The sequence below is a fragment of the Kitasatospora sp. NPDC057940 genome (assembly GCF_042887425.1).
In the GTDB taxonomy this organism is placed as follows: domain Bacteria; phylum Actinomycetota; class Actinomycetes; order Streptomycetales; family Streptomycetaceae; genus Kitasatospora.
In genome coordinates, this window is sequence record NZ_JBHVPH010000020.1 from 71433 (window position 1) to 94312 (window position 22880).

The 22880-nt window shown below is 70.8% G+C and carries 24 protein-coding genes; 14 read left to right on the forward strand and 10 right to left on the reverse strand.

All coding sequences use genetic code 11. The annotated features are described in order from the left end of the window. Positions 1 to 339: hypothetical protein (locus ACFVTF_RS26670; protein ID WP_387816995.1), on the forward strand; the 339-nt coding region annotated here is incomplete at its 5' end. A gap of 75 nt (positions 340 to 414) precedes the next feature. Here the strand turns inward: ACFVTF_RS26670 and ACFVTF_RS26675 are convergent. Continuing rightward, positions 415 to 663 (reverse strand): DUF397 domain-containing protein, encoded by a 249-nt coding sequence (locus tag ACFVTF_RS26675; RefSeq protein ID WP_387816996.1) that lies wholly within the window; start codon positions 661 to 663, stop codon positions 415 to 417. Between the two features lies 1 nt (position 664). Continuing rightward, the gene (locus ACFVTF_RS26680; protein WP_387816997.1) at positions 665 to 1516 is read right to left on the reverse strand and encodes a helix-turn-helix domain-containing protein; all 852 of its coding nucleotides are present in this window, start codon (positions 1514 to 1516) and stop codon (positions 665 to 667) included. A gap of 230 nt (positions 1517 to 1746) precedes the next feature. Between ACFVTF_RS26680 and ACFVTF_RS26685 the strand changes: the two genes are divergently transcribed. From ACFVTF_RS26685 to ACFVTF_RS26695, 3 genes are all read left to right on the forward strand, one after another. Beyond that, complete coding sequence (locus ACFVTF_RS26685) at positions 1747 to 2295, forward strand: ATP-binding protein (RefSeq protein WP_387816998.1); 549 nt, start codon at positions 1747 to 1749, stop codon at positions 2293 to 2295. A gap of 513 nt (positions 2296 to 2808) precedes the next feature. Further along, on the forward strand, positions 2809 to 3315 hold the full coding sequence (locus ACFVTF_RS26690; RefSeq protein ID WP_387817000.1) for an NUDIX domain-containing protein: 507 nt from the start codon (positions 2809 to 2811) through the stop codon (positions 3313 to 3315). A 257-nt stretch (positions 3316 to 3572) separates the two neighbouring features. Then, positions 3573 to 4526 carry a TauD/TfdA family dioxygenase gene (locus ACFVTF_RS26695; protein WP_387817001.1) on the forward strand — a complete coding sequence of 318 codons (954 nt, stop codon included), beginning with the start codon at positions 3573 to 3575 and terminating at the stop codon, positions 4524 to 4526. Here ACFVTF_RS26695 and ACFVTF_RS26700 read toward each other — a convergent pair. Further along, on the reverse strand, positions 4523 to 5296 hold the full coding sequence (locus tag ACFVTF_RS26700) for a glycosyltransferase family 2 protein (protein ID WP_387817002.1): 774 nt from the start codon (positions 5294 to 5296) through the stop codon (positions 4523 to 4525). The genes ACFVTF_RS26695 and ACFVTF_RS26700 overlap by 4 nt on opposite strands. 29 nt (positions 5297 to 5325) lie before the next feature. Between ACFVTF_RS26700 and ACFVTF_RS26705 the strand changes: the two genes are divergently transcribed. From ACFVTF_RS26705 to ACFVTF_RS26715, 3 genes are read left to right on the forward strand one after another with little or no spacing between them, the layout of a single operon-like run. Next, positions 5326 to 6582: a nucleotide sugar dehydrogenase gene (locus ACFVTF_RS26705; RefSeq protein WP_387817003.1), complete on the forward strand. Its 1257-nt coding sequence runs from the start codon at positions 5326 to 5328 to the stop codon at positions 6580 to 6582. Positions 6583 to 6625: 43 nt separating this feature from the next. Further along, complete coding sequence (locus tag ACFVTF_RS26710) at positions 6626 to 7933, forward strand: hypothetical protein (protein WP_387817004.1); 1308 nt, start codon at positions 6626 to 6628, stop codon at positions 7931 to 7933. Further along, entirely contained in the window at positions 7930 to 9063 is a 1134-nt protein-coding gene (locus ACFVTF_RS26715; protein ID WP_387817005.1) for a glycosyltransferase family 4 protein, read from the forward strand. The genes ACFVTF_RS26710 and ACFVTF_RS26715 overlap by 4 nt, the downstream gene beginning before the upstream one ends. A 134-nt stretch (positions 9064 to 9197) precedes the next feature. Here ACFVTF_RS26715 and ychF read toward each other — a convergent pair whose 3' ends face one another. Next, on the reverse strand, positions 9198 to 10271 hold the full coding sequence (ychF, locus tag ACFVTF_RS26720; protein WP_371517267.1) for a redox-regulated ATPase YchF: 1074 nt from the start codon (positions 10269 to 10271) through the stop codon (positions 9198 to 9200). Between the two features lie 254 nt (positions 10272 to 10525). Here ychF and ACFVTF_RS26725 point away from each other — a divergent pair, with 254 nt between their 5' ends. Further along, positions 10526 to 11158 (forward strand): DUF6542 domain-containing protein, encoded by a 633-nt coding sequence (locus ACFVTF_RS26725; protein WP_387817006.1) that lies wholly within the window; start codon positions 10526 to 10528, stop codon positions 11156 to 11158. Between the two features lie 22 nt (positions 11159 to 11180). Here ACFVTF_RS26725 and ppgK read toward each other — a convergent pair whose 3' ends face one another. Together ppgK and ACFVTF_RS26735 are read right to left on the reverse strand one after the other, a co-directional pair. After that, positions 11181 to 11927, reverse strand: a complete 747-nt coding sequence (gene ppgK, locus ACFVTF_RS26730; protein WP_387817007.1) for a polyphosphate--glucose phosphotransferase — start codon at positions 11925 to 11927, stop codon at positions 11181 to 11183. Positions 11928 to 12135: 208 nt separating this feature from the next. Beyond that, positions 12136 to 13110 (reverse strand): 4-hydroxy-3-methylbut-2-enyl diphosphate reductase, encoded by a 975-nt coding sequence (locus tag ACFVTF_RS26735; RefSeq protein WP_387817008.1) that lies wholly within the window; start codon positions 13108 to 13110, stop codon positions 12136 to 12138. 87 nt (positions 13111 to 13197) lie between these two features. Here ACFVTF_RS26735 and ACFVTF_RS26740 point away from each other — a divergent pair, with 87 nt between their 5' ends. Together ACFVTF_RS26740 and xseA are read left to right on the forward strand one after the other, a co-directional pair. Beyond that, entirely contained in the window at positions 13198 to 14562 is a 1365-nt protein-coding gene (locus ACFVTF_RS26740) for an APC family permease (protein ID WP_387817009.1), read from the forward strand. A gap of 46 nt (positions 14563 to 14608) precedes the next feature. Then, entirely contained in the window at positions 14609 to 15829 is a 1221-nt protein-coding gene (gene xseA, locus ACFVTF_RS26745; protein WP_387817010.1) for an exodeoxyribonuclease VII large subunit, read from the forward strand. 28 nt (positions 15830 to 15857) lie between these two features. On the opposite strand, the gene ACFVTF_RS26750 is transcribed toward xseA, so the two are convergent. Continuing rightward, positions 15858 to 16352, reverse strand: a complete 495-nt coding sequence (locus ACFVTF_RS26750; protein WP_387817011.1) for a GNAT family N-acetyltransferase — start codon at positions 16350 to 16352, stop codon at positions 15858 to 15860. A 151-nt stretch (positions 16353 to 16503) separates the two neighbouring features. On the opposite strand from ACFVTF_RS26750, the gene ACFVTF_RS26755 reads away from it, so the two are divergent. Next, positions 16504 to 16761 carry an exodeoxyribonuclease VII small subunit gene (locus ACFVTF_RS26755; RefSeq protein ID WP_363585442.1) on the forward strand — a complete coding sequence of 86 codons (258 nt, stop codon included), beginning with the start codon at positions 16504 to 16506 and terminating at the stop codon, positions 16759 to 16761. A gap of 113 nt (positions 16762 to 16874) precedes the next feature. Further along, positions 16875 to 17477, forward strand: a complete 603-nt coding sequence (locus ACFVTF_RS26760; RefSeq protein WP_363585443.1) for a malonic semialdehyde reductase — start codon at positions 16875 to 16877, stop codon at positions 17475 to 17477. A 149-nt stretch (positions 17478 to 17626) separates the two neighbouring features. Here the strand turns inward: ACFVTF_RS26760 and ACFVTF_RS26765 are convergent, their stop codons facing one another. Next, positions 17627 to 18142, reverse strand: coding sequence for a DUF4245 domain-containing protein (locus tag ACFVTF_RS26765; RefSeq protein ID WP_063347978.1), 516 nt, complete (start codon positions 18140 to 18142; stop codon positions 17627 to 17629). A 236-nt stretch (positions 18143 to 18378) separates the two neighbouring features. Here ACFVTF_RS26765 and glpX point away from each other — a divergent pair, with 236 nt between their 5' ends. After that, positions 18379 to 19419, forward strand: coding sequence for a class II fructose-bisphosphatase (gene glpX / locus ACFVTF_RS26770; RefSeq protein ID WP_063347979.1), 1041 nt, complete (start codon positions 18379 to 18381; stop codon positions 19417 to 19419). 87 nt (positions 19420 to 19506) lie between these two features. On the opposite strand, the gene ACFVTF_RS26775 is transcribed toward glpX, so the two are convergent. Both ACFVTF_RS26775 and ACFVTF_RS26780 read right to left on the reverse strand, forming a co-directional pair. After that, complete coding sequence (locus tag ACFVTF_RS26775; protein WP_371522692.1) at positions 19507 to 19890, reverse strand: WhiB family transcriptional regulator; 384 nt, start codon at positions 19888 to 19890, stop codon at positions 19507 to 19509. Positions 19891 to 20203: 313 nt separating this feature from the next. Beyond that, complete coding sequence (locus ACFVTF_RS26780; RefSeq protein WP_371522693.1) at positions 20204 to 20929, reverse strand: DUF1707 domain-containing protein; 726 nt, start codon at positions 20927 to 20929, stop codon at positions 20204 to 20206. Positions 20930 to 21133: 204 nt separating this feature from the next. Between ACFVTF_RS26780 and ACFVTF_RS26785 the strand changes: the two genes are divergently transcribed. Continuing rightward, positions 21134 to 22801: a fumarate hydratase gene (locus tag ACFVTF_RS26785; RefSeq protein ID WP_063347981.1), complete on the forward strand. Its 1668-nt coding sequence runs from the start codon at positions 21134 to 21136 to the stop codon at positions 22799 to 22801. Positions 22802 to 22880 lie beyond the last annotated feature (79 nt).

The following is a 22880-nucleotide window of genomic DNA, read 5'->3' on the forward strand; positions in this document are numbered from 1 at the left end:
ATCCGCAACCCCACCGCGCCCGACGCCGACATGCCCAAAGCCACGGTCGACAAGCGGACGGCCAGCCTGCTGTTCGCCCACCTCGCCGACATCCGGCAGGGGTGGGCGACCGCTCCGCTCTCCCTCGGCGAGCGCCAGGCTCTCCTGCTTCGGTACGGCGCCGACGTTCCGGACGAGGAGGCCGGCACGCTCCAGGGCGTCACCGGCCGGGCCGCCCGCTACCGCTGCGAACGAGGGGTGGGGAAGATCGCTGCCCACCTGAACGGCGTTGACTACGTGGACGGGTACGACGAGCTACCGGACGTTGATCGGGGCGCTTTCGACCTGCCCACAGGCTGAAGCGCATCTTCGGTCGGAAATGCGTTGCCCCCGAGCCGGACCGGATCGACTCGGGGGCAACTGCGAGTTGTGAGCTCAGGGGGCAAGCAGGTCTTCCTGCCCGTCGCGGATGGCCTCCACGTACGCCTCGTACTCCCCGTTCCAGAAGAACAGCACCGGACCGCTCGGGTCGGTGGAGTCCCGCATGGCTGTCCCGAGTCGGCTGCCACCGACGAAGATCGGGGTCACCTCTACGCAGGCATTGTCCCCGCTGGTACCGCTCCGCTTCGACTTCGTCCATACGGCCTCGGAGAGGTCAGCGGAGCGAAGGATGCCCTTGTCCATGTCACTTGTCCTTGATCAATTGCTCGACGTGCTGCATTGAGTCCTCCGGCGAGAGTGCGAATCCGGCCAGGTAGTCGTACTGCCGCCGCGCATAACGAACCGCCTTCGCGTCTTCCGTGAAGGCCTGCCCGCCCGCGACATCCGCTTGCCTCATGCTGGGGTCACTCGGGAAGTCGAAGACGCAGTACGGCGCGGTGGCACTCGCGGCTACCGGAGCCTCCCTCGGAATGATCCGGATGGTGACGTTCGGACGACGACCCATCGTCAGCAGGTGTTCGAGCTGCTTGCGCATAACGTCGTGCCCGCCGGTGTTCTCCCGAAGGGCGCCGGCAGCCAACAGGGTGTCCAGCACGAGAGGGCGGTGGCGAGTGAGCACGTCGCCCCGCAGGTGGCGAACCTCGGCCAGCAGTTCCGACTGGGCGGCGCCGAACTCCTGCGATTCGAAGCGGAACAGGGCCTGGATGTACTCGGGGATCTGAAGTAGTCCGGGGATGGTGCCGCCGCCGTAAACCAGGACCCGTTCGGCGACATCTTCAAGTTCGATGAGCTTGATGAGGTCTTTCGGGAGACCCGGGTACTCCATCCACCACACCGCGACGGCCTCCTGCGCGGTTTGGTACAGCGCTTCCATCATCGCGTGCGTGGCGTCATCTACCCCGTAGAGCCGCAGGAGGATGCCCAACTGCTCCTCGGTCGGCCACTGACCGCCACGCTCGATAAACGAGACCAGGTCCCTCGACTTGCCGATCGCCTCGCCCGCCGCCTTCTGGGTCACCCGCGGCTTGGCCTGCTCGCGAAGGGCCTGCATCTGCCGACCGAACGCGCGCCGAGTGCGTGACGCCTGCGGGTTCACGGACAAGGTTCCTCCTCCCGGGGACCTCAGGGCTGTTCCTCGGTGCAGGGTATCGCTCCCCGCCTGGCACATGCCTCTAGGGAGTGATTTCTGGGGGGATTCGCGCGAAGGGCTTGCGCGCGAACTTCGCGCGAAGCCACACTGGGAGAGCACCAAGCGCGTCCAGCCAATGGCGGAGTGTAGTGCGTCCCCCATGGCGCGCAGCCCCTCCGGCGAATCTTGGAGGAGCTGTGCCCATCCAGCTTGACCATCTCCACCTCGGCAGCCTCGTCCGGCTGATCCGTTCCCGCGACTTCGCAGCCGATCCCACGGCCGCGGCGCTCGCTCGGGGGTTTGTCCGTCAGTGCTGCGAAGAGATCGGCGAGAGGTCTCGCGAAGCCGAGCTTCTGGTTAGCGAACTGGTCACGAACGCACTGGTGCACGCCGAGACGCCCTGCCGGGTGACCTTCGTCGCGCTGGAGGGGCGTCCCTGGTGGATCGAGGTGAAGGACTGGTCCATCAGGCCCCCGACGCCGCGTAGCGCCACCCCCACCGACCCCGGTGGTCGCGGCTACGAGCTGATGGACAGCCTGTCCCACTGGCACGCCGACGACATTGACCAGCTCAACGGGTCCAAGGTCGTTTGTTTCACACTCAAGGGGGAAGCCGACGATGACTCCAACCACCCTACCCGAGGAGCCACTTGTGCTCCGCCCCTTGGAAGTCAGCTCGGGGCCGAGTTGGAGTGGCAGCCGAATCATCGTCCAGGAAGTAGACCCCTCGGACTCCGGTGGGCTTGATCCCATCGCGTATCCGATGCGCCTGATCATACTCGGCATACGCCCCGACCCCGACGGGGCCGAGCCACCCCCCATCCTCGAACTCCGCTTGAGTACCGCACTGTTGAGCGACCTGAAGGCCCAGATCAACGGCGCCCAAATGCGGCAACTCCGCAACTCCCGGACTTCCACCGCGTCCTCGCCATCCGGCAACCACCCCGCCCTGCCGAACTTGGTCGCCCCGATGCTTCGGGCCGACATTCGGTCCAGGGGCATCAAATCGGCCTGAAACAAGCTATCCCCTCCTACAACTCCCGTCGTCGAGGTCGTTGGCGCTGCCCCCTCGACGGCGGGGTTCAAACCCCCATCCGTGGGTGCGCGGATGGGGGCCGACAGGCGGCCACCTCCTTCCGCCTGTCGGCCGGCTCCGAGGGCTGCGTTGGCGGCGAAGGCCCTCGTCGAGCGCGCGTCGCTCCCCGCCGGCCCCCCCGGCGGGGAGCGGCCCGACGTCAATTTCGGACAGTTGGAGCACACTTGAGCAACATCGGCATCATGAAGAACCCTCCGGGCAGGCGATTGGGTCAGCAGGCTCTCGTCCTCCGCGTGGACCCGGAGGGGTCAGGCCGGATCGAGGCGCTCATGGTCGATCCCGAGTACATGGACGGGCTGACCCTCCCCGGTGGCAGCGCCGAGCAGGGCGAGCTGCCGCACTTCGCGGCCCGTCGCCACCTCGAAACGGAGACTGGCCTCGTCCTGCCCCTCCGGACCATCCTCGCCGTGGATTACGTGCCCGCGGCGAAGTTCCCGGAGGGAATCGACCTCGTGTACAGCGGCGGGCTGATCAGGCCCGAGCAGAACGAGATCGTTCGCTTGCACCGGCCGCCGAAGGAAATCCGCAGGTTGCACTGGGTGCCCCGATCCAAGGTCGCCACCGTGATGAACGACGGTCAGAGTCGCCGCGTTCAGGACGCCTGGGACTCATGGGAGCACGGAAGTGACCTGCCGCTTCTCGTGAACGGCGTTTCGACTCCGGCCAGTTGACGACCTTCGACGACGAGGCCCAGGAGGGCCTGGAGCAAGCCACCGACGAGGAGACGTTCGCGGGCCTGGCCTGGGCGCTAGCGCAACCTCCCCTTGGTGAACCAGATTTCCGCCCTCAGATTATCTCGGTCGGACGGGCGGAGGCGCCCACAGGAGCGGCGCCATGCAAGACCCCGGCACAACGGCGTGCCGGGGCACCAACCCCCAGGCCCTCCCTCTGGCACTCGCCGGAGGGAGGGTCCAGGAGAGGAGTTCACATGTCCTCGTTCGACATCGCGGCGGCACCCAGCAGGCCGGACCCGGCGGACGGCGTCTTCCTCGATCTGCCGGGAGAGCTGGAAGCGGTTCTCGTCAAGATCGGAGGAACGCTCCCCGCTTCGACCATGGACGGCACCTTCCTGGCGGCCTCCACGATCGAGCGGTACCGGGCCGGGCTGGCTCCGGTCCCGCAGTTCGCCGAGACCATGGCCGCCCTGCGCGCCAAGCTGAGCACCACGGGCGCCGGCCGTGCCGTCGTGCGCCTGGGGAACATCGCGCCGGCGCTCGGCGAGACCCAGTTCTTGCGCCTGGCGACGGCGATCCTCGCCGAAGTTGCCGTTCCGTTCCAGCCCTTGCAGCGGTACGAGCTGTGGAAGCCGATCGGCACCCAGCCCGGCAAGGACCCCAACATGACCAGCGGGACGGGCTACCAGGCGCACCACATCGACCTGGTCAACGCCACGATGCCGCCGGACTACACGGCGCTCCTGTGCGAACGGCCCGACCCGCTCGGCGGGGGCGCGAGCATCGTGTCCGACGTCCGTGCTGCCGTGGAGCGCCTGACGAAGACCAGCCGCGACCTGCTGGCTGAGCCGGTGTTCACCTACGGCCGGTTCTTCGAGCTGTCCGACGTCGGCGAGGAGTTCCGTCCGTTCCCGGTCCTGGACGGTGAGCCCCACGACCGCGGCTTCGTTCGCTTCACCGGCAAGATGCTCACCCGGTCCGACATGGACGAGCCGCACGCCAACGCGGCCCGGGAGTTGGCGGCGCAGCTGACCGCCGGGCAGGAGGTCTTCACCCTCCAGGCCGGCGACCTCCTGTTCCTGAACCACCACCGCGTGCTCCACGGCCGCCAGGCGCTCGGCGAAGGACAGCACGACGTGGCACCGGACGATCGCAGGCGGCTCCTCCAGGCGTTCCTGCGGGACGCCGGCCGGGGTCGGCCGAGCTAGATCCGCGACTTCCGCACGCTGGCCCACGTCGCCCCTGCCAGCGCCCCGACTGACCGGAGCACTGACAACGCTTCGTGTTGACGGTACAGCTCCCAGTTGTACGGGACGAGCGACAGCTTGTTGCTGGACAGCGACCCCGCACGGCCGGACCGGTAGACCGCCAACGGCTCCGACAGTCCCCGCGCCTCGACGCCGTCACGCATGATCGACAGCCACAGGGCGTAGTCCTGGCGCCGCCGCATCTCCGGCATCAGGCGCGTGCCCAGCGCCTTCCGGGAATACATCGCGGTCAGGCACCCGATGTGGTCCTGTAGCAGCATCGCCCGATAGCTCACCCGGGCGCGTGCTCGAACCACGCGGCCGTTCGGAAGGAAATCGGCAGCCTCGCCGGCGTACTCGGCACCCATCTTGTAGTACGAGGTGTGTGTGAGGAGTGCGCCGGTGGCGGCTCCCAGGTCGAGCTGCTTCTCCACCTTCCCCGGTAGCCACAGGTCATCGGCGTCCAGGAAGGCGATCCACTCCCCCCGGGCGCGCTCCATCGCGAGGTTGCGCGCCCGGCCCGCACCGCCCTGCTCTGGCGCCGCCTGCGGCAGGACCCGCTCATCCTGCCGGGCAAGCTCCATCAGCAGGTCCCAGGAGTCATCGGTGGACGCGTCGTCGGTGATCAGCACCTCCACGTCGCCGTGCGTCTGCGCGAGCACCGACCGAACCGCGGAACCGACGGTGGAGGCCGAATTGTGCACCGGCATCACGACAGACACGAGCGGCACAGCTGCTCCTTTACCCAGTTGGAGTCGTCATGAGGGTTGTTGTCGCCGGACAAGGCTACGTCGGTCTGCCGCTCGCTGTGCGGGCCGCCTCAGCCGGTCATCGCGTCGTCGGCTACGACGTGGACCAGCACCGTACCAAGCAGCTCGCCGCCGGTGAGTCGTTCGTGCAGGACGTGACCTCCGTCCAGTTGCGCGCGGTGCTGGACTCCGGGGCCTACTCCGTGACCGCCGACGCCACCTCGCTGGCCGGCGGCTACGACATCGCGGTGATCACCGTGCCGACGCCGCTGCGCGACGGCGCACCGGACCTCTCCTTCGTCGAGTCCTGCGCCCGGACGCTGGGCGAACACCTGCGTTCGGGTGCGACCGTGGTTCTGGAGTCCACCAGCTACCCGGGCACCACACGGGAGCTGCTGGTGCCGATCTTGGAAGAGGTGTCGGGCCTGCGGGCCGGGGACTTCCTGGCCGGGTTCAGCCCCGAGCGCATCACCCCCGGCAGCAAGCGGTTCTCGTTCGAGGAGACGCCCAAGCTGGTCTCCGGGATCGACGCGAAGTCCCTCGACGCCATCAAGGGCTTCTACGACACCATGTTCGACATCACGGTGCCGGTCTCCAGTCCCGAGGTCGCCGAGCTGGCCAAGCTGCTGGAGAACACGTTCCGGCTGGTGAACATCTCCATGATCAACGAGCTGGCGATGCTCGCCCCTTCTCTCGGGGTGAACCTCTGGGAGGCGATCGACGCCGCCGCGACCAAGCCGTTCGGCTTTACGCGATTCACCCCTGGGCCGGGAGTCGGCGGGCACTGCCTGCCCATTGACCCGGTGTTCCTCTCCTGGAAGGCCGAGCGGGAGACGGGCACCCCCTTCCGGTTCGTGGAGCTCGCCACCGAGGTGAACCGGCGCATGCCCGAGTACGTCGTGGACCGCCTCCTGGACGCTCTCTATGAGCGACGGATTCCCGTCAAGGGTGCCCGGATTCTGCTGCTCGGCCTCACCTACAAGGCCAACGCGACCGACCTTCGGGAATCGCCGTCCCTGCGGGTGGCCGGCCTTCTGTGCGACCTGGGGGCCGAAGTGCGCGGCGCCGACCCCAACCTCCCCGAGGGCGTCCACACGGAATCGGCCGTTCTCCGCGTGGACGCGAGCCCGGGGGAGATCGCCAGCGCCGATGCGGTGGTGCTGCTCATGGACCACGCCCTCTTCGACTTCGACGTGGTCCAGGAGCATGCGTCCTACGTTCTTGACTGCCGAAACCGGCTGTCGGGCGCGAACGTCGAGGTTCTCTAGCCTCCCCGGAACTCCCTGCCGCCTTCCACTTCCAGGAGCTTCCTTGCGCGCCGAATGGGAACAGGCCCACACGGACTTCACGCTGCCCGTGCAGCGTCGCGCCCCCGCCTCGCTGACCGACAGCGAGAGCGACTGGCGCCAGTACCTGGAGACGGCCCCCAACGGGTGGCTGCTCCGGCACAATGCCCTGACCGAGGCGCTGGTGAGCGGCCGGCCGTTGAACCTGCTGCACACCACCCGCGGCCTGGACGCCATCCGGGCCGGCCGACAACTGCACGTCTCCTCCGGCTGCCTGGTCGGGGCCCTGTACTGCTCGCCCCTCACAGCCGAGCGCGAGGGACTGCGGCCTCACAACCTCGGGGCCTACCTGATGGAGACCAAGCCCTCCAGCCGGCCCTTGATCTTCGAGGTCACCCCGGACGCCCCGATCCGGCCCCTGGGCGTTGACTACCTGCATCTCGGCGCGATCCACCTGCGGATCTACCAGCACTACCGGAGCTTCCTCACCCCGGCCGAGACCGGCCGGATCGACCGCATCGTGCTGGCCGGCCTGCGCGGGGCCGCCGAGTTCCTCGACCTCGCCCTCCGCAACGCCTCCGGCCGCCCCACCGCAGCACCGGAGTTCGTCGACCGATTGTCCGAGGCCGTGGTCATGGTGCCGTTCCTCGGCTACCTGTACTTCGAGGTCCTGTCCGAATACCTGATGCTCCACTCCACCGCCCCGGAGACCAAGTCCCTCGCCCAGGCCGGGGAACTGAACTGCCGGCTCTACAAGGCGCTGGCATTCTCCGCGGTGGACACCATGGGCAAGCTGTTCGACCTGTCCCGCTTCGCGCCGCATTACGACAGGCTCGTCCGACTGATCAGCAGGATCGAACCGGCACTCAGCGCGGGAGCCGCCGAATACGTACGGCGGCGGCTGTCCCACCTCCTCGCCCGGACCACATTGCACCCGCTCCAGGATGCGGCGGCGGTCAGCTTTCAGGGCGCCGGTCTCGGGACGGTCCAGGAGTTCGCGCCGGGGCTGATCGGCCAGATGCTCTTCCGCGAGGTCCGCTACCTCCCCCGCTATGGGGAGCTGTACCACTACTTCGAGAAGGCCAAGGCCCTTGAGGCATGGGCCTTCTGGAATCAGCATGGAATTCCCACGCCCTTCAACGGACTCCTCCCGAAAGGGGAGATCGGAATCCAGCCCGCCTATCCCCGGGCGTCGGTCCGGGTGTGGACGGCGGAGCGGGACGCCAGGGGCTTTCTACATCCGGTCACGGAAATCCAGGCCACCGTCACGCCGCACCTGGCGTCGTGGTGGGCACCTCCCCGTCAGCGCGAGATGAACGAGGTAGCTGCATGACCGCCAAGCTCCGCATCCTGACCGGCATCAACCGGACTTCCGGGCCCTCGTCCGGAAGCACGATCATCGTGAACGACATCTACGGGGCGATGCCGAAGTTCAGCACGACGTTCCTGGGCCGGGAACCGGTCGATCCGGCCTGGAACTACTCGTTCGACGAGCTGATCCCCCTGGTCACGCCGAAGCGTCCCCAGGGCCCCGAGTTCGACGCCTACCTTGCCCGGCTGACCCGCGAGGTCGGCGCGCTTATCGAGCAGAGCCAGCCCGACGTGATCCACGCCCAGAACCCCGGGTTCGCTCTCAGCCTGGCACTCGTCCGATCTGCGGGCAGCATCCCGGTGATCTCCATTGCCCACGGCCCGGAGGTGATCGTCGCCGAACGCGACGAGCGGGACCGCGAACTGCTGCATGAGGTCGTCGCCGCGAGCGCCGCGGTCGTGGCTCCGACCGCCGCCCTCGCCGGCCGAATCGATCAGCTCACCAAAAGGCGGTGCGTCGACCGAATTACCGTGATCCCCTGGGGCATCTCCCTGGACGACATCCGGGTACGCGAGTACCCGTCCGTCGGAACCGGACCGTTGTCCCTGGTGTATGCCGGACGCCTGGACGCCAACAAGTCCGCGGTGACCGGCATCGAGGCCGTCGCGATGACAAGCCAGCCACACCGGCTGACCATCATCGGCCAGGGCCCCGAAGAGGAAGTACTGCGCGAGCGCACCCGCGCCCTCGGCATCCAGGACCGGGTGAAGTTCGTGCCCTTCCTGCCTCGCCAGGAGCTGTGGCTTCGCTTTCACGAGTTCGACGCCCTGGTTTTCACGACCGCCGGTTCGGAGGCGTTCGGCCTAGTGGCCATCGAGGCACAGGCTCACGGCCTCCCCGTCGTCTACGCGAACCTGTCCGGAATGGCGGAGACCCTGCGTCACGCCGGCAGCCCGTTCACGGCGAGCAACCCGGCGAGCCTGGCGTCTGCACTCGACGAGTTGGCCCGCGACGCGTACTGGCGCAACGCTCTGGTCCGAGCCGGGCTGGACAACGCGCGCCGGTACGACATCACCAGCACTGCAAAGCGGCTGGCAGCCCTGACCACCAGCGTCGCCGGAGTCAGCACGAAGTCAGCACCGGACGGCTGACGAGGGGTGATCAGGGGTGTCTCCAGGTCAGCACCAAGTCAGCACGGGAGCTGCAAGGGGGTCTGAACCGTAAGGAACAGACCCCCCCTGACCTGCATGTTTGCCAGATCAAAAGCGCTGTGCTATGTCACCCGTCAGACGTTGAAGCGGAACTCCACCACGTCGCCGTCCTGCATGATGTATTCCTTGCCCTCGATGCGGGCCTTGCCCTTGGAGCGGGCCTCGGCGATGGAGCCGGTCTCGACCAGGTCGGCGAAGGAGATCACCTCGGCCTTGATGAAGCCCTTCTGGAAGTCGGTGTGGATGACTCCGGCGGCCTCGGGGGCGGTGGCGCCCTTCTTGATGGTCCAGGCGCGGGTCTCCTTGGGGCCTGCGGTGAGGTAGGTCTGCAGGCCGAGGGTGTCGAAGCCGACCCGGGCGAGGGTGGCGAGGCCGGGCTCCTCCTGGCCCATCGACTGCAACAGCTCCAGGGCCTCGGCGTCGTCGAGCTCGATCAGCTCGGACTCGATCTTGGCGTTGAGGAAGATCGCCTCGGCCGGGGCGACCAGCTCGCGCTGGGCGTTCTTGAAGTCCTCGTCGGCCAGCTCGTCCTCGTCCACGTTGAAGACGTAGAGGAAGGGCTTGGCGGTCAGCAGGTGGAGGTCGCGGATCGGGGCGGTGTCGAAGCCGGCCTCGAAGAGGGTCTTGCCGGTCTCCAGGATCGCCTGCGCGGCCTCGGCGGCGGCCAGCACGGGGGCGGTCTCCTTCTTGAGGCGCGCCTCCTTCTGCAGGCGCGGCAGGACCTTCTCGACGGTCTGGAGGTCGGCCAGGATCAGCTCGGTGTGGATGGTCTCGATGTCGTCCTTGGGCGACACCTTGCCGTCCACGTGCACCACGTCCGGGTCGGTGAAGGCGCGCACGACCTGGCAGATCGCGTCCGACTCGCGGATGTTGGCGAGGAACTTGTTGCCCAGTCCCTCGCCCTCGCTGGCGCCGCGCACGATGCCGGCGATGTCGACGAAGTCGACGGTGGCCGGGAGGATCCGCTGGGAGCCGAAGATCTCGGCGAGCTTGGCCAGCCGCGCGTCCGGGACGCCGACGACGCCGACGTTCGGCTCGATGGTGGCGAACGGGTAGTTGGCCGCCAGCACGTCGTTCTTGGTCAGGGCGTTGAACAGGGTCGACTTGCCGACGTTCGGCAGGCCGACGATTCCGATCGTGAGCGACATGAAGCGCAGTCCCGTGGGCTTGGAGGAGTTGGGTCGGCACCATGCGGGCCGACCCCCAAGTCTACGGGCAGCGCCTCACGCCCCGGTCGCCGACGGGAGGGGCTCCGGGAACTCCGGCGGGCCGCCCGGGTGGCTGGGCCGGACAGGTCAGGCCGCTGAACGACGATCACATCAGCACTCCGCGAGGAGACACGGGGCAAGACCTGAACGGTCCATTACACAGTGTGGCGATGATCGGACCGTACGTTGGGCGGGTGGAGCAGAGCATCCGTACCCAGCCGCCAGGGCCCAGACGCCGACCGCCGAACAGCGCGGCCGGGGCCGCCGTCCCCGGGCCCGGCCGGGCTCCCGAGACCGCCGGAGCCCCCGCCGCCGCCCCCGCCGCCCGGCTACGCCCGGTAGCCGGGCCGCCCGCCGCCACCGCCCGCCCGGCCACCCCCAGGCTGCGGTTGCGGCTGCCGCTGCGCGGACGCGCCGAGGCCCCGCTGTACGGGCGGCGCCGGACCGGACGGCCGACCCGGCTGACCGCCATCGGCACGGGCGTGGCCGCCGTGCTGGCGACGCTCGCCGTCGCGGGCCTGGACCGGCTGATGTTCGACGGCCTCGGCTGGCTGTTCGGCCTCGGCTACCTGGCCGTCTGCTTCCAGCTGGCCGTCCGGGTGCGCTACGTCGACCTGCTGGCCGCACCGATCAGCGGGCCGATCGCCTTCGCGCTGGCACTGCTGCTGCTCGGGCCGGTCACCTCCTCGGGCGTCACCGCCCAGGTGGTGGCGCTGGCGACCGGGCTGGCGATGCGGGCCGGCTGGCTGTTCTCCGGCACCGGGCTGGCCGCACTGATCGTGCTCGCCCGGTTCGTGGCCCAGCGCCGGATCCAGCGCTCCCGCTGAGCGGCGCCTCGGGCGGGCGGCCTCAGCCCGCCGCCCGGGCCGCCGCCATGGCGGCGCCGACGATGCCCGCGTCGTTGCGCAGCTCGGCCGGCACCACCCGCGCCTCCCGCTCCCGCAGCAGCGGCAGGAACTTGTCGTGCTTGCGGCTCACCCCGCCGCCGATCACGACCAGCTGCGGCGAGAACAGCATCTCGACCAGGTCCAGGTACTCGTCGACCCGCTCGGCCCACTGCTCCCAGGTCAGCCCGTGCCGCTCCTTGGCGGCCGAGGAGGCCCGGCGCTCGGCGTCCTTGCCGCGCAGTTCCAGGTGGCCCAGCTCGGTGTTGGGCACCAGCACGCCGTCCACGAAGAGCGCGCTGCCGATGCCGGTGCCGAAGGTGAGCACCAGCACCACGCCCGACTGGTCGCGCCCGGCGCCGTGCACGGTCTCGGCGAGCCCGGCCGCGTCGGCGTCGTTGAGCACGGTCGCGGGCAGGTCGAGCGCCTCGCGGAACAGGCCCGCGGCGTCCAGGCCGATCCAGCCCTTGTCCACGTTCGCGGCGGTTCTGGTCCGGCCGCCGACCACCACGCCGGGGAAGGTGAGCCCGACCGGGCCCTGGTGGTCGAACTGGCGGACCACCTCGCAGACGGCGGCGACCACGGCCTCGGGGGCGGACGGCTGGGGGGTGAGCACCTTGTACCGCTCCTGGGCCAGCACGCCCCGGGCGAGGTCGACCGGGGCGCCCTTGATGCCCGAACCGCCGATGTCCACGCCGAATACCGCCGCCATCACGTCCACCCTCCGCCGGGGCCGCGGACCGCTTGTCCACAGCCTGTGCACAAAACTACGAGAGGGCACGGGTGGACGCACAGCAGAAAACCCGGCAACCCCGAGGGGATGCCGGGCTCTGCGCGAAAGGGCCCGGGAGCGGTCCGGGAGCGTCGGGGAGCGGTCCGGGAGATCCCGGGGAGATCCCGGGGAGATCCCGGGAGCGGCCCTACAGCTTGCCCGCCGCCTCGGCGCGCAGGTCGCGGCGCAGTTCCTTGGGCAGCGAGAAGGTCAGGTGCTCCTCGGCGGTCTTGACCGTCTCGACCGTGTCGTAGCCGCGCGCGGCCAGCCACTCCAGCACGCCCTCGACCAGGATCTCCGGGACGGAGGCGCCGCTGGTCAGACCGACCGTGCCGACGCCCTCCAGCCAGGCCTCCTGGACCTCCTCGGCGAAGTCCACCAGGTGGGCGGCCTTGGCGCCGTACTCCAGGCCGACCTCGACCAGGCGGACGGAGTTGGAGGAGTTCTTGGAGCCGACCACGATCAGCAGGTCGGTCTCGGGGGCCATCTGCTTGACCGCGACCTGGCGGTTCTGGGTGGCGTAGCAGATGTCGTCGCTGGGCGGGCTGACCAGCGCCGGGAAGCGCTTCTTCAGCTCGCCGACGGTGGCCATGGTCTCGTCCACCGACAGGGTGGTCTGGGACAGCCAGACGACCCTGGACTCGTCCCGGACCCGCACGTTGGCGACGTCCTCGGCGCCGTCCACCAGGTGGATCCGGTCCGGGGCCTCGCCCATCGTCCCGACGACCTCCTCGTGGCCCTCGTGGCCCACCAGCAGGATGTCGAAGCCCTCGTCGGCGAAGCGCACGGCCTCCTTGTGCACCTTGGTGACCAGCGGGCAGGTGGCGTCGATGGTGGCCAGCCGGCCGGCCTTCGCCTCGTCGTGGACGGACGGCGCGACGCCGTGCGCGGAGAAGACCACGATCGAGCCCTCGGGCACCTCCTCCGTCTCGTCGACGAAGATCGCGCCCTTCTTCTCCAGGGTCTGCACCACGTACTTGTTGTGGACGATCTGCTTGCGGACGTAGATGGGGGCCCCGTACTGCTCCAGGGCCTTCTCCACGGCGATCACGGCGCGGTCTACACCCGCGCAGTAGCCCCGGGGGGCGGCGAGCAGGACACGGCGCGGCGCGGTGTTGGACATGGCTCCATCGTACGGGCGGCGCCGAGCCGCGCCGACGGGAGGCGCTTTCCGGACAGACCCGGTCGTCGGTGCTCAAATGTGGTGTCTATGAGCTCTGCGAACGGGCAAACGGAACCGGGCGGCCTGCGCCGCAGCCTGAGCGTCCGCGACCTGATGGTCTACGGCCTGCTGTTCATCGCTCCGATGGCACCGGTCGGCGTGTTCGGCGTCCTGGACGCCAGGAGCCACGGCGCCGTCGCCACCGTCTACCTGGCCGCGACCGTCGCGATGGGTTTCACCGCCTTCTCGTACGCCCAGATGGTGCGCGCGGTGCCGCAGACCGGCTCGGTGTTCGCCTACGCGCGGGCCGGGCTGGGCGAGGGGCCCGGGTTCATCGCCGGCTGGATGGCGATGCTCGACTACCTGCTGATCCCGGCGGTCGCCTACCTGTTCTCCGGGATCGCGCTGAACTCGCTGGTGCCCGGGGTCTCCCGCTGGGTCTGGACGGCGCTCGCGGTGGTGCTGACCACCGCGCTCAACCTGATCGGCGTGCGGACGGCGGCCGTGGTCGGCTTCGCGGTGCTCGCCCTGGAGATCGCGGTGCTGGCGGTGTTCGTCGCCGCGGCCGTGGTGGCGCTGGTCCAGGGCGGCGCCCGGCGCGGCTGGGACACCCCGTTCACCGCCGTCGGCGCCTTCTCGCTGACCGCGGTCATCTCGGCCGTGTCCGTCGCGGTGCTCTCCTACCTGGGCTTCGACGCGATCGCCACCTTCGTCGAGGAGGCGGTCGGCGCCTCGGCGGCGGTGGCCCGGGCCGTGCTCTGGTGCCTGGCACTGGCCGGGGTGCTGTTCGTCGCCCAGACCTACCTGGCGGCACTGCTGGAACCGCTGGGCCCGCAGCAGCTGGCGGCCGACCCGGCGGCGCAGGGCTCGGCCTTCTACGACACGGTGGAGAGCGGGGTCGGGCACTGGCTGCACGTCCTGGTGGCGGCCAGCAAGGCGATCGGCGCGGCCTTCGCAGCGCTGGCCGGGCAGGCGGCGGCCGGGCGGCTGGTCTACGCGATGGGCCGGGAGGGACGGCTGCCGCGCGTCCTCGGCACGGTCGACCCGGCCACCGCGGTGCCGCGCCGGGCGCTGCTGGCGGCCGCGGTGATCACGATGGCCGCGGCGGTCTGGGCGGCCAACCGGGACGACGGGCTGGACCAGCTGACCTCGGTGGTCAACGTGGGCGCGCTGACCGCCTTCGCGCTGCTGCACGCCTCGGTGATCGGCTGGTACACGGTGCGGCACGGCTCCCGGGACCGGGTGCGGCACCTGCTCGTCCCGGCCCTGGGGATCGCGGTGATCGCGGCGGTGGTCTACGAGGCCTCGGCGACCGCGCAGCTCGTCGGGCTGATCTGGCTGGCGGTCGGGCTGGTGGTGCTGGGCGTCCAGGGCTCCCCCGCTTCGGGCGGCCCTGTCGGCCGACGCCGCTAGCCCCGTACGCGCGGCCCTGTCGGCGGACGCAGCTAGCCTCGTACGCATGGCCAACACCAGCTCCCCCGAAGCCCCGATCCCGGTCGGCAAGGTCTCCGCGCTGATCGGCGGTTGGATCGACCGGCTCGGCGCGGTCTGGGTGGAGGGGCAGATCACCCAGCTCAGCCGCCGGCCGGGGGCGGGCGTGGTGTTCCTGACCCTGCGCGACCCGCAGGCGGACGTGTCGCTCACGGTGACCTGCTTCCGCTCTGTGTTCGACCAGGTCGCGGAGGTGGTGCAGGAGGGCGCGCGGGTCGTCGTGCACGCCAAGCCGGAGTGGTACGCGGCGCGCGGACAACTGTCGCTGCGCGCCTCGGAGATCCGGCCGGTCGGGCTGGGCGAGCTGCTGGCCCGGCTGGAGCAGCTGAAGCGGCGGCTCGCCGCGGAGGGGCTGTTCGCGGCCGAGCGCAAGCGCCCGCTGCCGTTCCTGCCGCTGTGCGTCGGGCTGGTCACCGGGCGCGGCTCGGCAGCCGAGCGGGACGTGCTGGAGAACGCCCGGCGGCGCTGGCCGGCCGTCCGCTTCGAGGTGCGCAACGTCCCGGTGCAGGGGGTCAGCGCGGTGGAGCGGGTGAGCGCGGCCGTCCGGGAGCTGGACGAGCACCCCGAGGTGGACGTGATCATCGTGGCCCGCGGCGGCGGCAGCGTCGAGGACCTGCTGCCGTTCTCGGACGAGGGGCTGGTGCGGCTGGTCGCGGCCGCCCGTACGCCGGTGGTCAGCGCGATCGGCCACGAGCCGGACCAGCCGCTGCTGGACTTCGTCGCCGACCTGCGCGCCTCCACCCCGACCGATGCCGCCAAACGGGTGGTTCCGGACGTCGGCGAGGAGCTGGCCAAGGTCCTCCTGCTGCGGGACCGTGCCCGGCGGCACGTCCTCGGCCGGGTCGAGCGCGAGCAGCACGGGCTGGACGGCGTGCGCAGCCGCCCCGCGCTGGCCGCCCCGCACCGGATGCTGGACGGGCGCGGCCAGGAGGTCACCGCGCTGCTGGAGCGGGCCCGGCGCACCCTGCGGCACCGGCTGGACCACGCGCAGAGCGACCTCGGGCACACCCTCGCCCGGGTGGTCGCGCTGTCCCCGGCGGCCACCCTGGAGCGCGGCTACGCGGTGCTCCAGCGGACGGACGGCGCGGTGGTGACCGACCCGGCGCAGGTCACGGCCGGCGAGGGGCTGCGCGCCCGGGTCGCGGGCGGGGCCTTCGACGTCGCGGTGGCGGACGGCCAGGGCTCGTAGGAACGCCCGGCGTCAGGGTGGACGACGGTCAGGCCTCGTGGGAGCGCTGCCGGGAGAGCGCGCGGGAGTGCTCGCCGAAGCCGAGGCTGCGGTAGAGCGCCTCGCCGCCGCTGCTGGCGTGCAGGTCGATCCGCCCGACCCGCTGGTCGTCGAACCAGTCCAGCAGCGCCTCGGTGCAGGCCCGGGCGTAGCCGCGCAGCCGGTGGCCGGGGTCGGTGCAGATGTTGAAGACGAAGCCGAACCGGCCGTCCGGGTTTCCCGGCGAGGGCAGCCGGTGCTCCAGCGTGCCGACCGCGCAGGCGGCGAGCCGGCCGGGCCGCTGCGGATCGTCCACCACGAAGGACGGCATGGTCAGTTCGGCGGGCGGGGCGGCGAGGCGCTCGCGCAGTATCCGTTCGGCGGTGGCCTGCCAGGGCCCCGGCCCGGTCTGGCCGGCCATGCTGGGCATCGCCTCGAACATCAGGTTGCGCAGCCGGACGAGCTCGGGGGCGTCGGACGGGGCGGCGGGTCGGACCGTGATCATGCGGCGGAGGGTAGCGCCGCCGGCCGGCCGGCTGCACCCGATTTCGCCGCTGCCCGCACCCGCCACCTTCGCCCTGCCGCTTTCACCCCGCCACGGCCGTTGCGTCGGTGCTGCGCAGGCTCTGTCGGCTCCAGCCCCTACGCTGGCACGCATGGCAGAGCAGCAGGAGCAGCAGGACGCGGCGGCACCGACCCCGGACGACGCGCTGGGCTACGAGCACGCCCGGGACGCGCTGCTGGAGGTGGTCCGGCAGCTGGAGAACGGCGGGACGTCGCTGGAGGAGTCGCTGGCGCTGTGGGAGCGCGGCGAGCAGCTGGCGAAGGTGTGCCAGCGCTGGCTGGACGGCGCCCGGGCCCGGCTGGACGCGGCGCTGGCCGCCGAGGAGGACGGGGCCGCGGGCGGGCAGTGACGCGGCTCACAGCGAGCCGGGGAATCGTTGAATCTTCATCCATGTTGAGATGGTGTGACCGGCCGCGGCCGGTCAGTCCGACGAACCCCCTCCCGCATGAGGTGCAGACAAGCATGACCACCGACGCCCTGGTACTCGACGCCGCCGCTCAGGACCTGCTGTTCCGCGAGGCCCGCACCGCGAACACCTTCACCGACGAGCCGGTGACCGAGGAGCAGGTCCAGGCCATCTACGAGCTGGTCAAGTACGGCCCGACCGCCTTCAACCAGCAGCCGCTGCGCGTCGTCCTGGTCCGCTCGACCGAGGGCCGCGAGCGCCTCGTCCAGCACCTGGCGGACGGCAACAAGGCCAAGACCAGCACCGCCCCGCTGGTCGCCATCCTCGCCGCGGACAACGAGTTCCACGAGGAGCTGCCGACCCAGTTCCCGCACTTCCCGCAGGCCAAGGACGTCTTCTTCTCCGAGCGCACCGTCCGCGAGCGCTCCGCCTCGCTGAACGGCGCGCTGCAGGCCGCCTACTTCATCATCGGCGTGCGCGCCGCCGGCCTGGCCGCCGGCCCGATGACCGGCTACGACGCCGAGGGCATCAACAAGGAGTTCTTCGGCGACGGCGAGCACTCGGTGCTGGCCGTGGTCAACATCGGCAAGCCGGGCGACGACGCGTGGTTCCCGCGCTCGCCGCGCCTGGAGTACGACCAGGTCGTCACCACGGTCTGATCCGCCGCACGCGAGAGGGCCCGCACCGGTTTCCGGTGCGGGCCCTCTCCGTATGCGCACGGGGGCGTTCGGGGTCGTACGGGCGCGTCCGCGGGGCGTTCGCAGGGGCGTACGGAGCCGCCCCCCGGGGGAGACCCGGGGGGACCGGGCTACTTGAGCGCCTGGGCCAGCTCGGCCAGTTCCTCGTAGGAGGCGGTGCCGGTGAGCACGGTGGTCGCGTCACCGGTCTGCACGGTCAGGGCGCGGGACTTCTCGCCCTGCACCCGCTCCCAGGTGCGCCCGGCGACCTCCGAGGTGCCGTCCGGCTTGCCGCCCGCGATCTTGTCGGCCAGCAGCGCGTCGCGCGGGACGTCGCTCTGCTCGACCGCCGCGTACTGGCCGGACGGCGTGACGAAGCCCAGGTGCCAGGCGTTGCCCTTGCCCTTGCTGATCGCGGCCGGCTGGTAGCCGACCGAGGTGGCCCGCCACTGGTCGGACAGCCCGTCCGGGGAGAGCAGCGGGTACGGCGCGCCGCGCTTCGCGGAGGCCGCCGCCACCTTGTACTCGACCACGTGCACCGGGTCGCTGTTCGCGTCGTGCGGAAGGAACAGGTACCCGATCCAGACCACGGCGCCGACCGCCAGCATCGACAGGACCATGTCCCGTACGGTCTCCCGGCCCCTCATGCGTTTGCTCTCTCCAGCCACCCCCACATGGTGACTCATCCCTACGGCGGTACGGCCACCCGGGGTGCCCGCGTACGGGTGAACCGGGACGAACCGACCTGGTCGGGCGCCGGGTGGCGACCCGCGCCACAGACAGTCATCTCGTAGGCAGATACGATCGCAGGACCCTCACCACGGCGTTCGACCAGGCAGTAGTCGGGCGCTTACTGGCCGTCGCGTACAGAGAGGTAACGACGATGACCACGCAGTACCCGAACCACCTTCCCAGCGCCCTGGAGGTCGCGCCCGAGGCTCCGGACCGGAACCTCGCGCTCGAACTCGTCCGGGTCACCGAGGCGGCCGCGATGGCCGCCGGCCGGTGGGTCGGCCGTGGCGACAAGAACGGCGCGGACGGCGCCGCCGTCAAGGCGATGCGCACCCTCGTCTCGACCGTCTCGATGAACGGCGTGGTCGTCATCGGGGAGGGCGAGAAGGACGAAGCCCCGATGCTCTACAACGGCGAGCGGGTCGGCGACGGCACCGGCGCCGAGTGCGACGTCGCGGTCGACCCGGTCGACGGCACCACGCTCACCGCCAAGGGCATGAACAACGCCGTCGCCGTCCTGGCCGTCGCCGACCGCGGCACCATGTTCGACCCCAGCGCCGTGTTCTACATGGACAAGCTGGTGGCCGGCCCCGAGGCCGCCGAGTTCGTCGACATCACCGCCCCCGCGGCCGTCAACATCCGCCGGGTCGCCAAGGCCAAGGGCAGCGCCGTCGAGGACGTCACCGTCGTCGTCCTCGACCGCCCGCGCCACGACGGCCTGGTCCGGGAGATCCGCGAAGCGGGCGCCCGGATCAAGTTCATCTCCGACGGCGACGTGGCCGGCGCCATCATGGCCGCCCGCGAGGGCACCGGCGTCGACCTGCTGATGGGCATCGGCGGCACCCCCGAGGGCATCATCGCGGCCTGCGCCATGAAGTGCATGGGCGGCGTCATCCAGGGCCGGCTGTGGCCCAAGGACGACGCCGAGCGGCAGAAGGCCCTCGACGCCGGCCACGACCTGGACCGGGTCCTCACCACCGACGACCTGGTCAGCGGCGAGAACGTGTTCTTCGTCGCCACCGGCATCACCGACGGCGAGCTGCTGCGCGGCGTGCACTACCGCCAGGAGACCGCCACCACCAGCTCGCTGGTGATGCGTTCCAAGAGCGGCACGATCCGCGAGATCAACTCCGTCCACAAGCTGTCGAAGCTGCGGGCCTACAGCGCGATCGACTTCGACCGCGCCAACTGACACCGGGCGACCGCACCCGCGGCCTCGGCGGAATCCCCCTCCGCCGAGGCCGCGGCGCGTCCGGCCCGGGGCACACCCGGAGCCCCGTCAGCCCGCTATCCGCCGCTGCCCCGCGACCACCCGGGTCGCCTCGCGCAGCTCCGACTCCCGGCGGCGGCGACGGGCCAGCACCACCCGCCGCTCGGCGGCCGTCAGCCCGCCCCAGACCCCGTACGGCTCCGGCTGCGCCAGCGCGTGCTCGCGGCACTCCAGCAGCACCGGACACCGGGCGCACACCTGCTTCGCCTGCTCCTCGCGCGACAACCGGGCCGCCGTCGGCTCCTTCGAGGGCGCGAAGAACAGCCCCACCTCGTCCCGCCGGCAGGCCGCGCCGGTGTGCCAGGGGCTGTCCTCGCCCGAGGACGCGCCCTGGGCGGCGGTCTGGGGGCCCTGGCCGCCCGGGGGGTGCGGCTGCGGACTGCGCTCCAGCAACTGCGCGGCGGCGACGGGCGAGGTGGTGCGGGACTCGATCGGATGCAGCACGGCCGTACTCCTGACGAGACTCTCGGACACGGGGAAGCTCGCTCCCCTGCCCGGCTGCGAGCCCCCGCTGTCCAACCCCGAGTCGGCCGCTGGGCCGCCTCCGGTGCGCAGCCGTACAAGAAGCGATGTGCGGAAGGAACTACCCCGCCCGCCCGCGATTCATGCACACTGCACGCAATCGACTACGGAGCGCACCTGAGACAACGCGGAACGCCCGGCCGGGAGTTGATCCCCGACCGGGCGTTCGATCCGTCAACCCCGGCTACTCGGTGCCGAGTTGCTTGCGCACCCACTCCTTGAGCTTCTTGCCCCGGCGCGGCTTGGCCTCGCAACCGCCGAACACCGCGACGCCCTTGACCCGGACCACCGGCGCGTACGGGTCCGCCGCCGTCTGCTCCTTGACGTCGAATCCGCCGAAGATGCCGACGCCACCGCCGTGCAGGCTCACGTTCTCCGGCACCCGGATCTCGACGCCGCCGAACAGCGCCGTCACCTCGATCTCCACCTCGGGCGACTCGAACACGGCGTCGGTCAGGTCGATCTCCACCCCGCCGAAGGCCGCGAACGCCTTCAGGTGCGACCCCACCCGCCAGCGGCCCTTGCGGGACGAACCGCCGAAGATCGCCACCATCGACGGCGACTCCTGGCGCGCGGGCGGCAGCGCCGGCGTCACCGCACGCGGCGCCGGGGCCTCCAGCGGCGGCTTCTCGAACGACAGCGGCCGGTGGCCCGGCAGGTCCCTGGTCAGCGGCACCAGATCGCCGAAGGTCTTGGCGGCGTACGCGGCCCCGATCCGGTCCGCGTGCTCGTCCGCGTCCAGCCGGCCCTCGGCGTAGGCGTCCCGCAGCAGTTCCGCGATCCGCTCGCGGTCGGCGTCCGACACCCGCATCTCCGCCTGTGCCACCGGGGCGTGCGACGGCTGGGTCTTCGGCTCCGGCAGCGGCCGGAGTTGCGGCTGCGGCTCGGGCCGGCTCTCGGGCTTGGTCATCGGTACGGGCGCCGGCACGGACGGCTGCCCCGGATCGTCCTGCGACGGCGAGTTGTCCACGGCCCAAGACTAGTCGCTCGTACGTGCGGCCGAGTGAGCCCGGTCACGCAGGCTGCCCTGTCCGCGTGCGACCCGGAGCCGGGTCCTACCCTTGAGGGTGCTTCGCCGACGCAGCCGGACCACGGAAACCTAAGGACCGCCCCCATGGCTCCCACGCCAGACTTCGAGTACAGCGACCTGCTCCCCCTGGGCGCTGACCCGACCCCGTACCGCAAGCTGACCTCCGAGGGTGTCTCCACCTTCGAGGCCGGCGGTCGCACCTTCCTCCAGGTCGAGCCCGAGGCGCTGCGGCTGCTCACCGCCGAGGCGATGCACGACATCTCGCACTACCTGCGCCCCGCCCACCTCGCCCAGCTGCGCCGCATCCTGGACGACCCGGAGGCCAGCCCGAACGACCGCTTCGTCGCGCTCGACCTGCTGAAGAACGTCAACATCTCGGCCGGCGGCATCCTGCCGATGTGCCAGGACACCGGCACCGCCATCGTCATGGGCAAGCGCGGCCAGAACGTGCTCACCGAGGGCGGCGACGAGTCGGCCATCGCGCGCGGCGTCTTCGACGCGTACACCAAGCTCAACCTGCGCTACTCCCAGATGGCCCCGGTGACCATGTGGGACGAGAAGAACACCGGCAACAACCTGCCGGCCCAGATCGAGCTGTACGCCACCGACGGCGGCGCGTACAAGTTCCTCTTCATGGCCAAGGGCGGCGGCTCCGCCAACAAGTCGTACCTGTACCAGGAGACCAAGGCCATCCTGAACGAGGCGAGCATGCTCTCGTTCCTGGAGCAGAAGATCCGCTCCCTCGGCACCGCCGCCTGCCCGCCGTACCACCTGGCGATCGTGATCGGCGGCACCAGCGCCGAGTTCGCGCTCAAGACCGCCAAGTACGCGTCCGCGCACTACCTGGACAACCTGCCGACCTCCGGCGACGCCAAGACCGGCCACGGCTTCCGCGACCTGGAGCTGGAGGCGAAGGTCACCGAGCTGACCCAGAAGATCGGCATCGGCGCCCAGTTCGGCGGCAAGTACTTCTGCCACGACGTGCGGGTCGTCCGCCTGCCGCGCCACGGCGCCTCGCTGCCGGTCGCCATGGCCGTCTCCTGCTCCGCCGACCGCCAGGCGCTCGGCAAGATCACCGCCGAGGGCGTCTTCCTGGAGCAGCTGGAGACCGACCCGGCCAAGTACCTGCCGGACACCACCGACGAGCACCTGGACGACGACGTCGTGCGCGTCGACCTCGACCAGCCGATGTCCGCGATCCGCGCCGAGCTGTCCAAGTACCCGGTCAAGACCCGGCTCTCGCTCACCGGCACCCTGGTCGTCGCCCGCGACATCGCCCACGCCAAGATCAAGGAGCGCCTGGACGCCGGCGAGGGCATGCCCAAGTACCTCCAGGACCACCCCGTCTACTACGCCGGCCCGGCCAAGACCCCCGAGGGCTACGCCTCCGGCTCCTTCGGCCCCACCACCGCCGGCCGGATGGACTCCTACGTCGACCAGTTCCAGGCCGCCGGCGGCTCCATGGTCATGCTCGCCAAGGGCAACCGCAGCAAGCAGGTCACCGACGCCTGCGCCGCCCACGGCGGCTTCTACCTCGGCTCCATCGGCGGCCCCGCCGCCCGTCTCGCCCAGGACTGCATCAAGAAGGTCGAGGTCCTGGAGTACGCCGAGCTCGGCATGGAGGCCGTCTGGCGCATCGAGGTCGAGGACTTCCCGGCCTTCATCGTGGTCGACGACAAGGGCAACGACTTCTTCCGCGAGACCACCGAGGGCCCGCTGATCACCAGCCTCCGGGTCCGCTCCAAGGAGTAACCACCCCGGCCCCCCTCAGCCGCCCCGGCCGCGCCCGTCGCGACCGGGGCGGTTCTGCATGGGCGCAATGCGGTGGCAA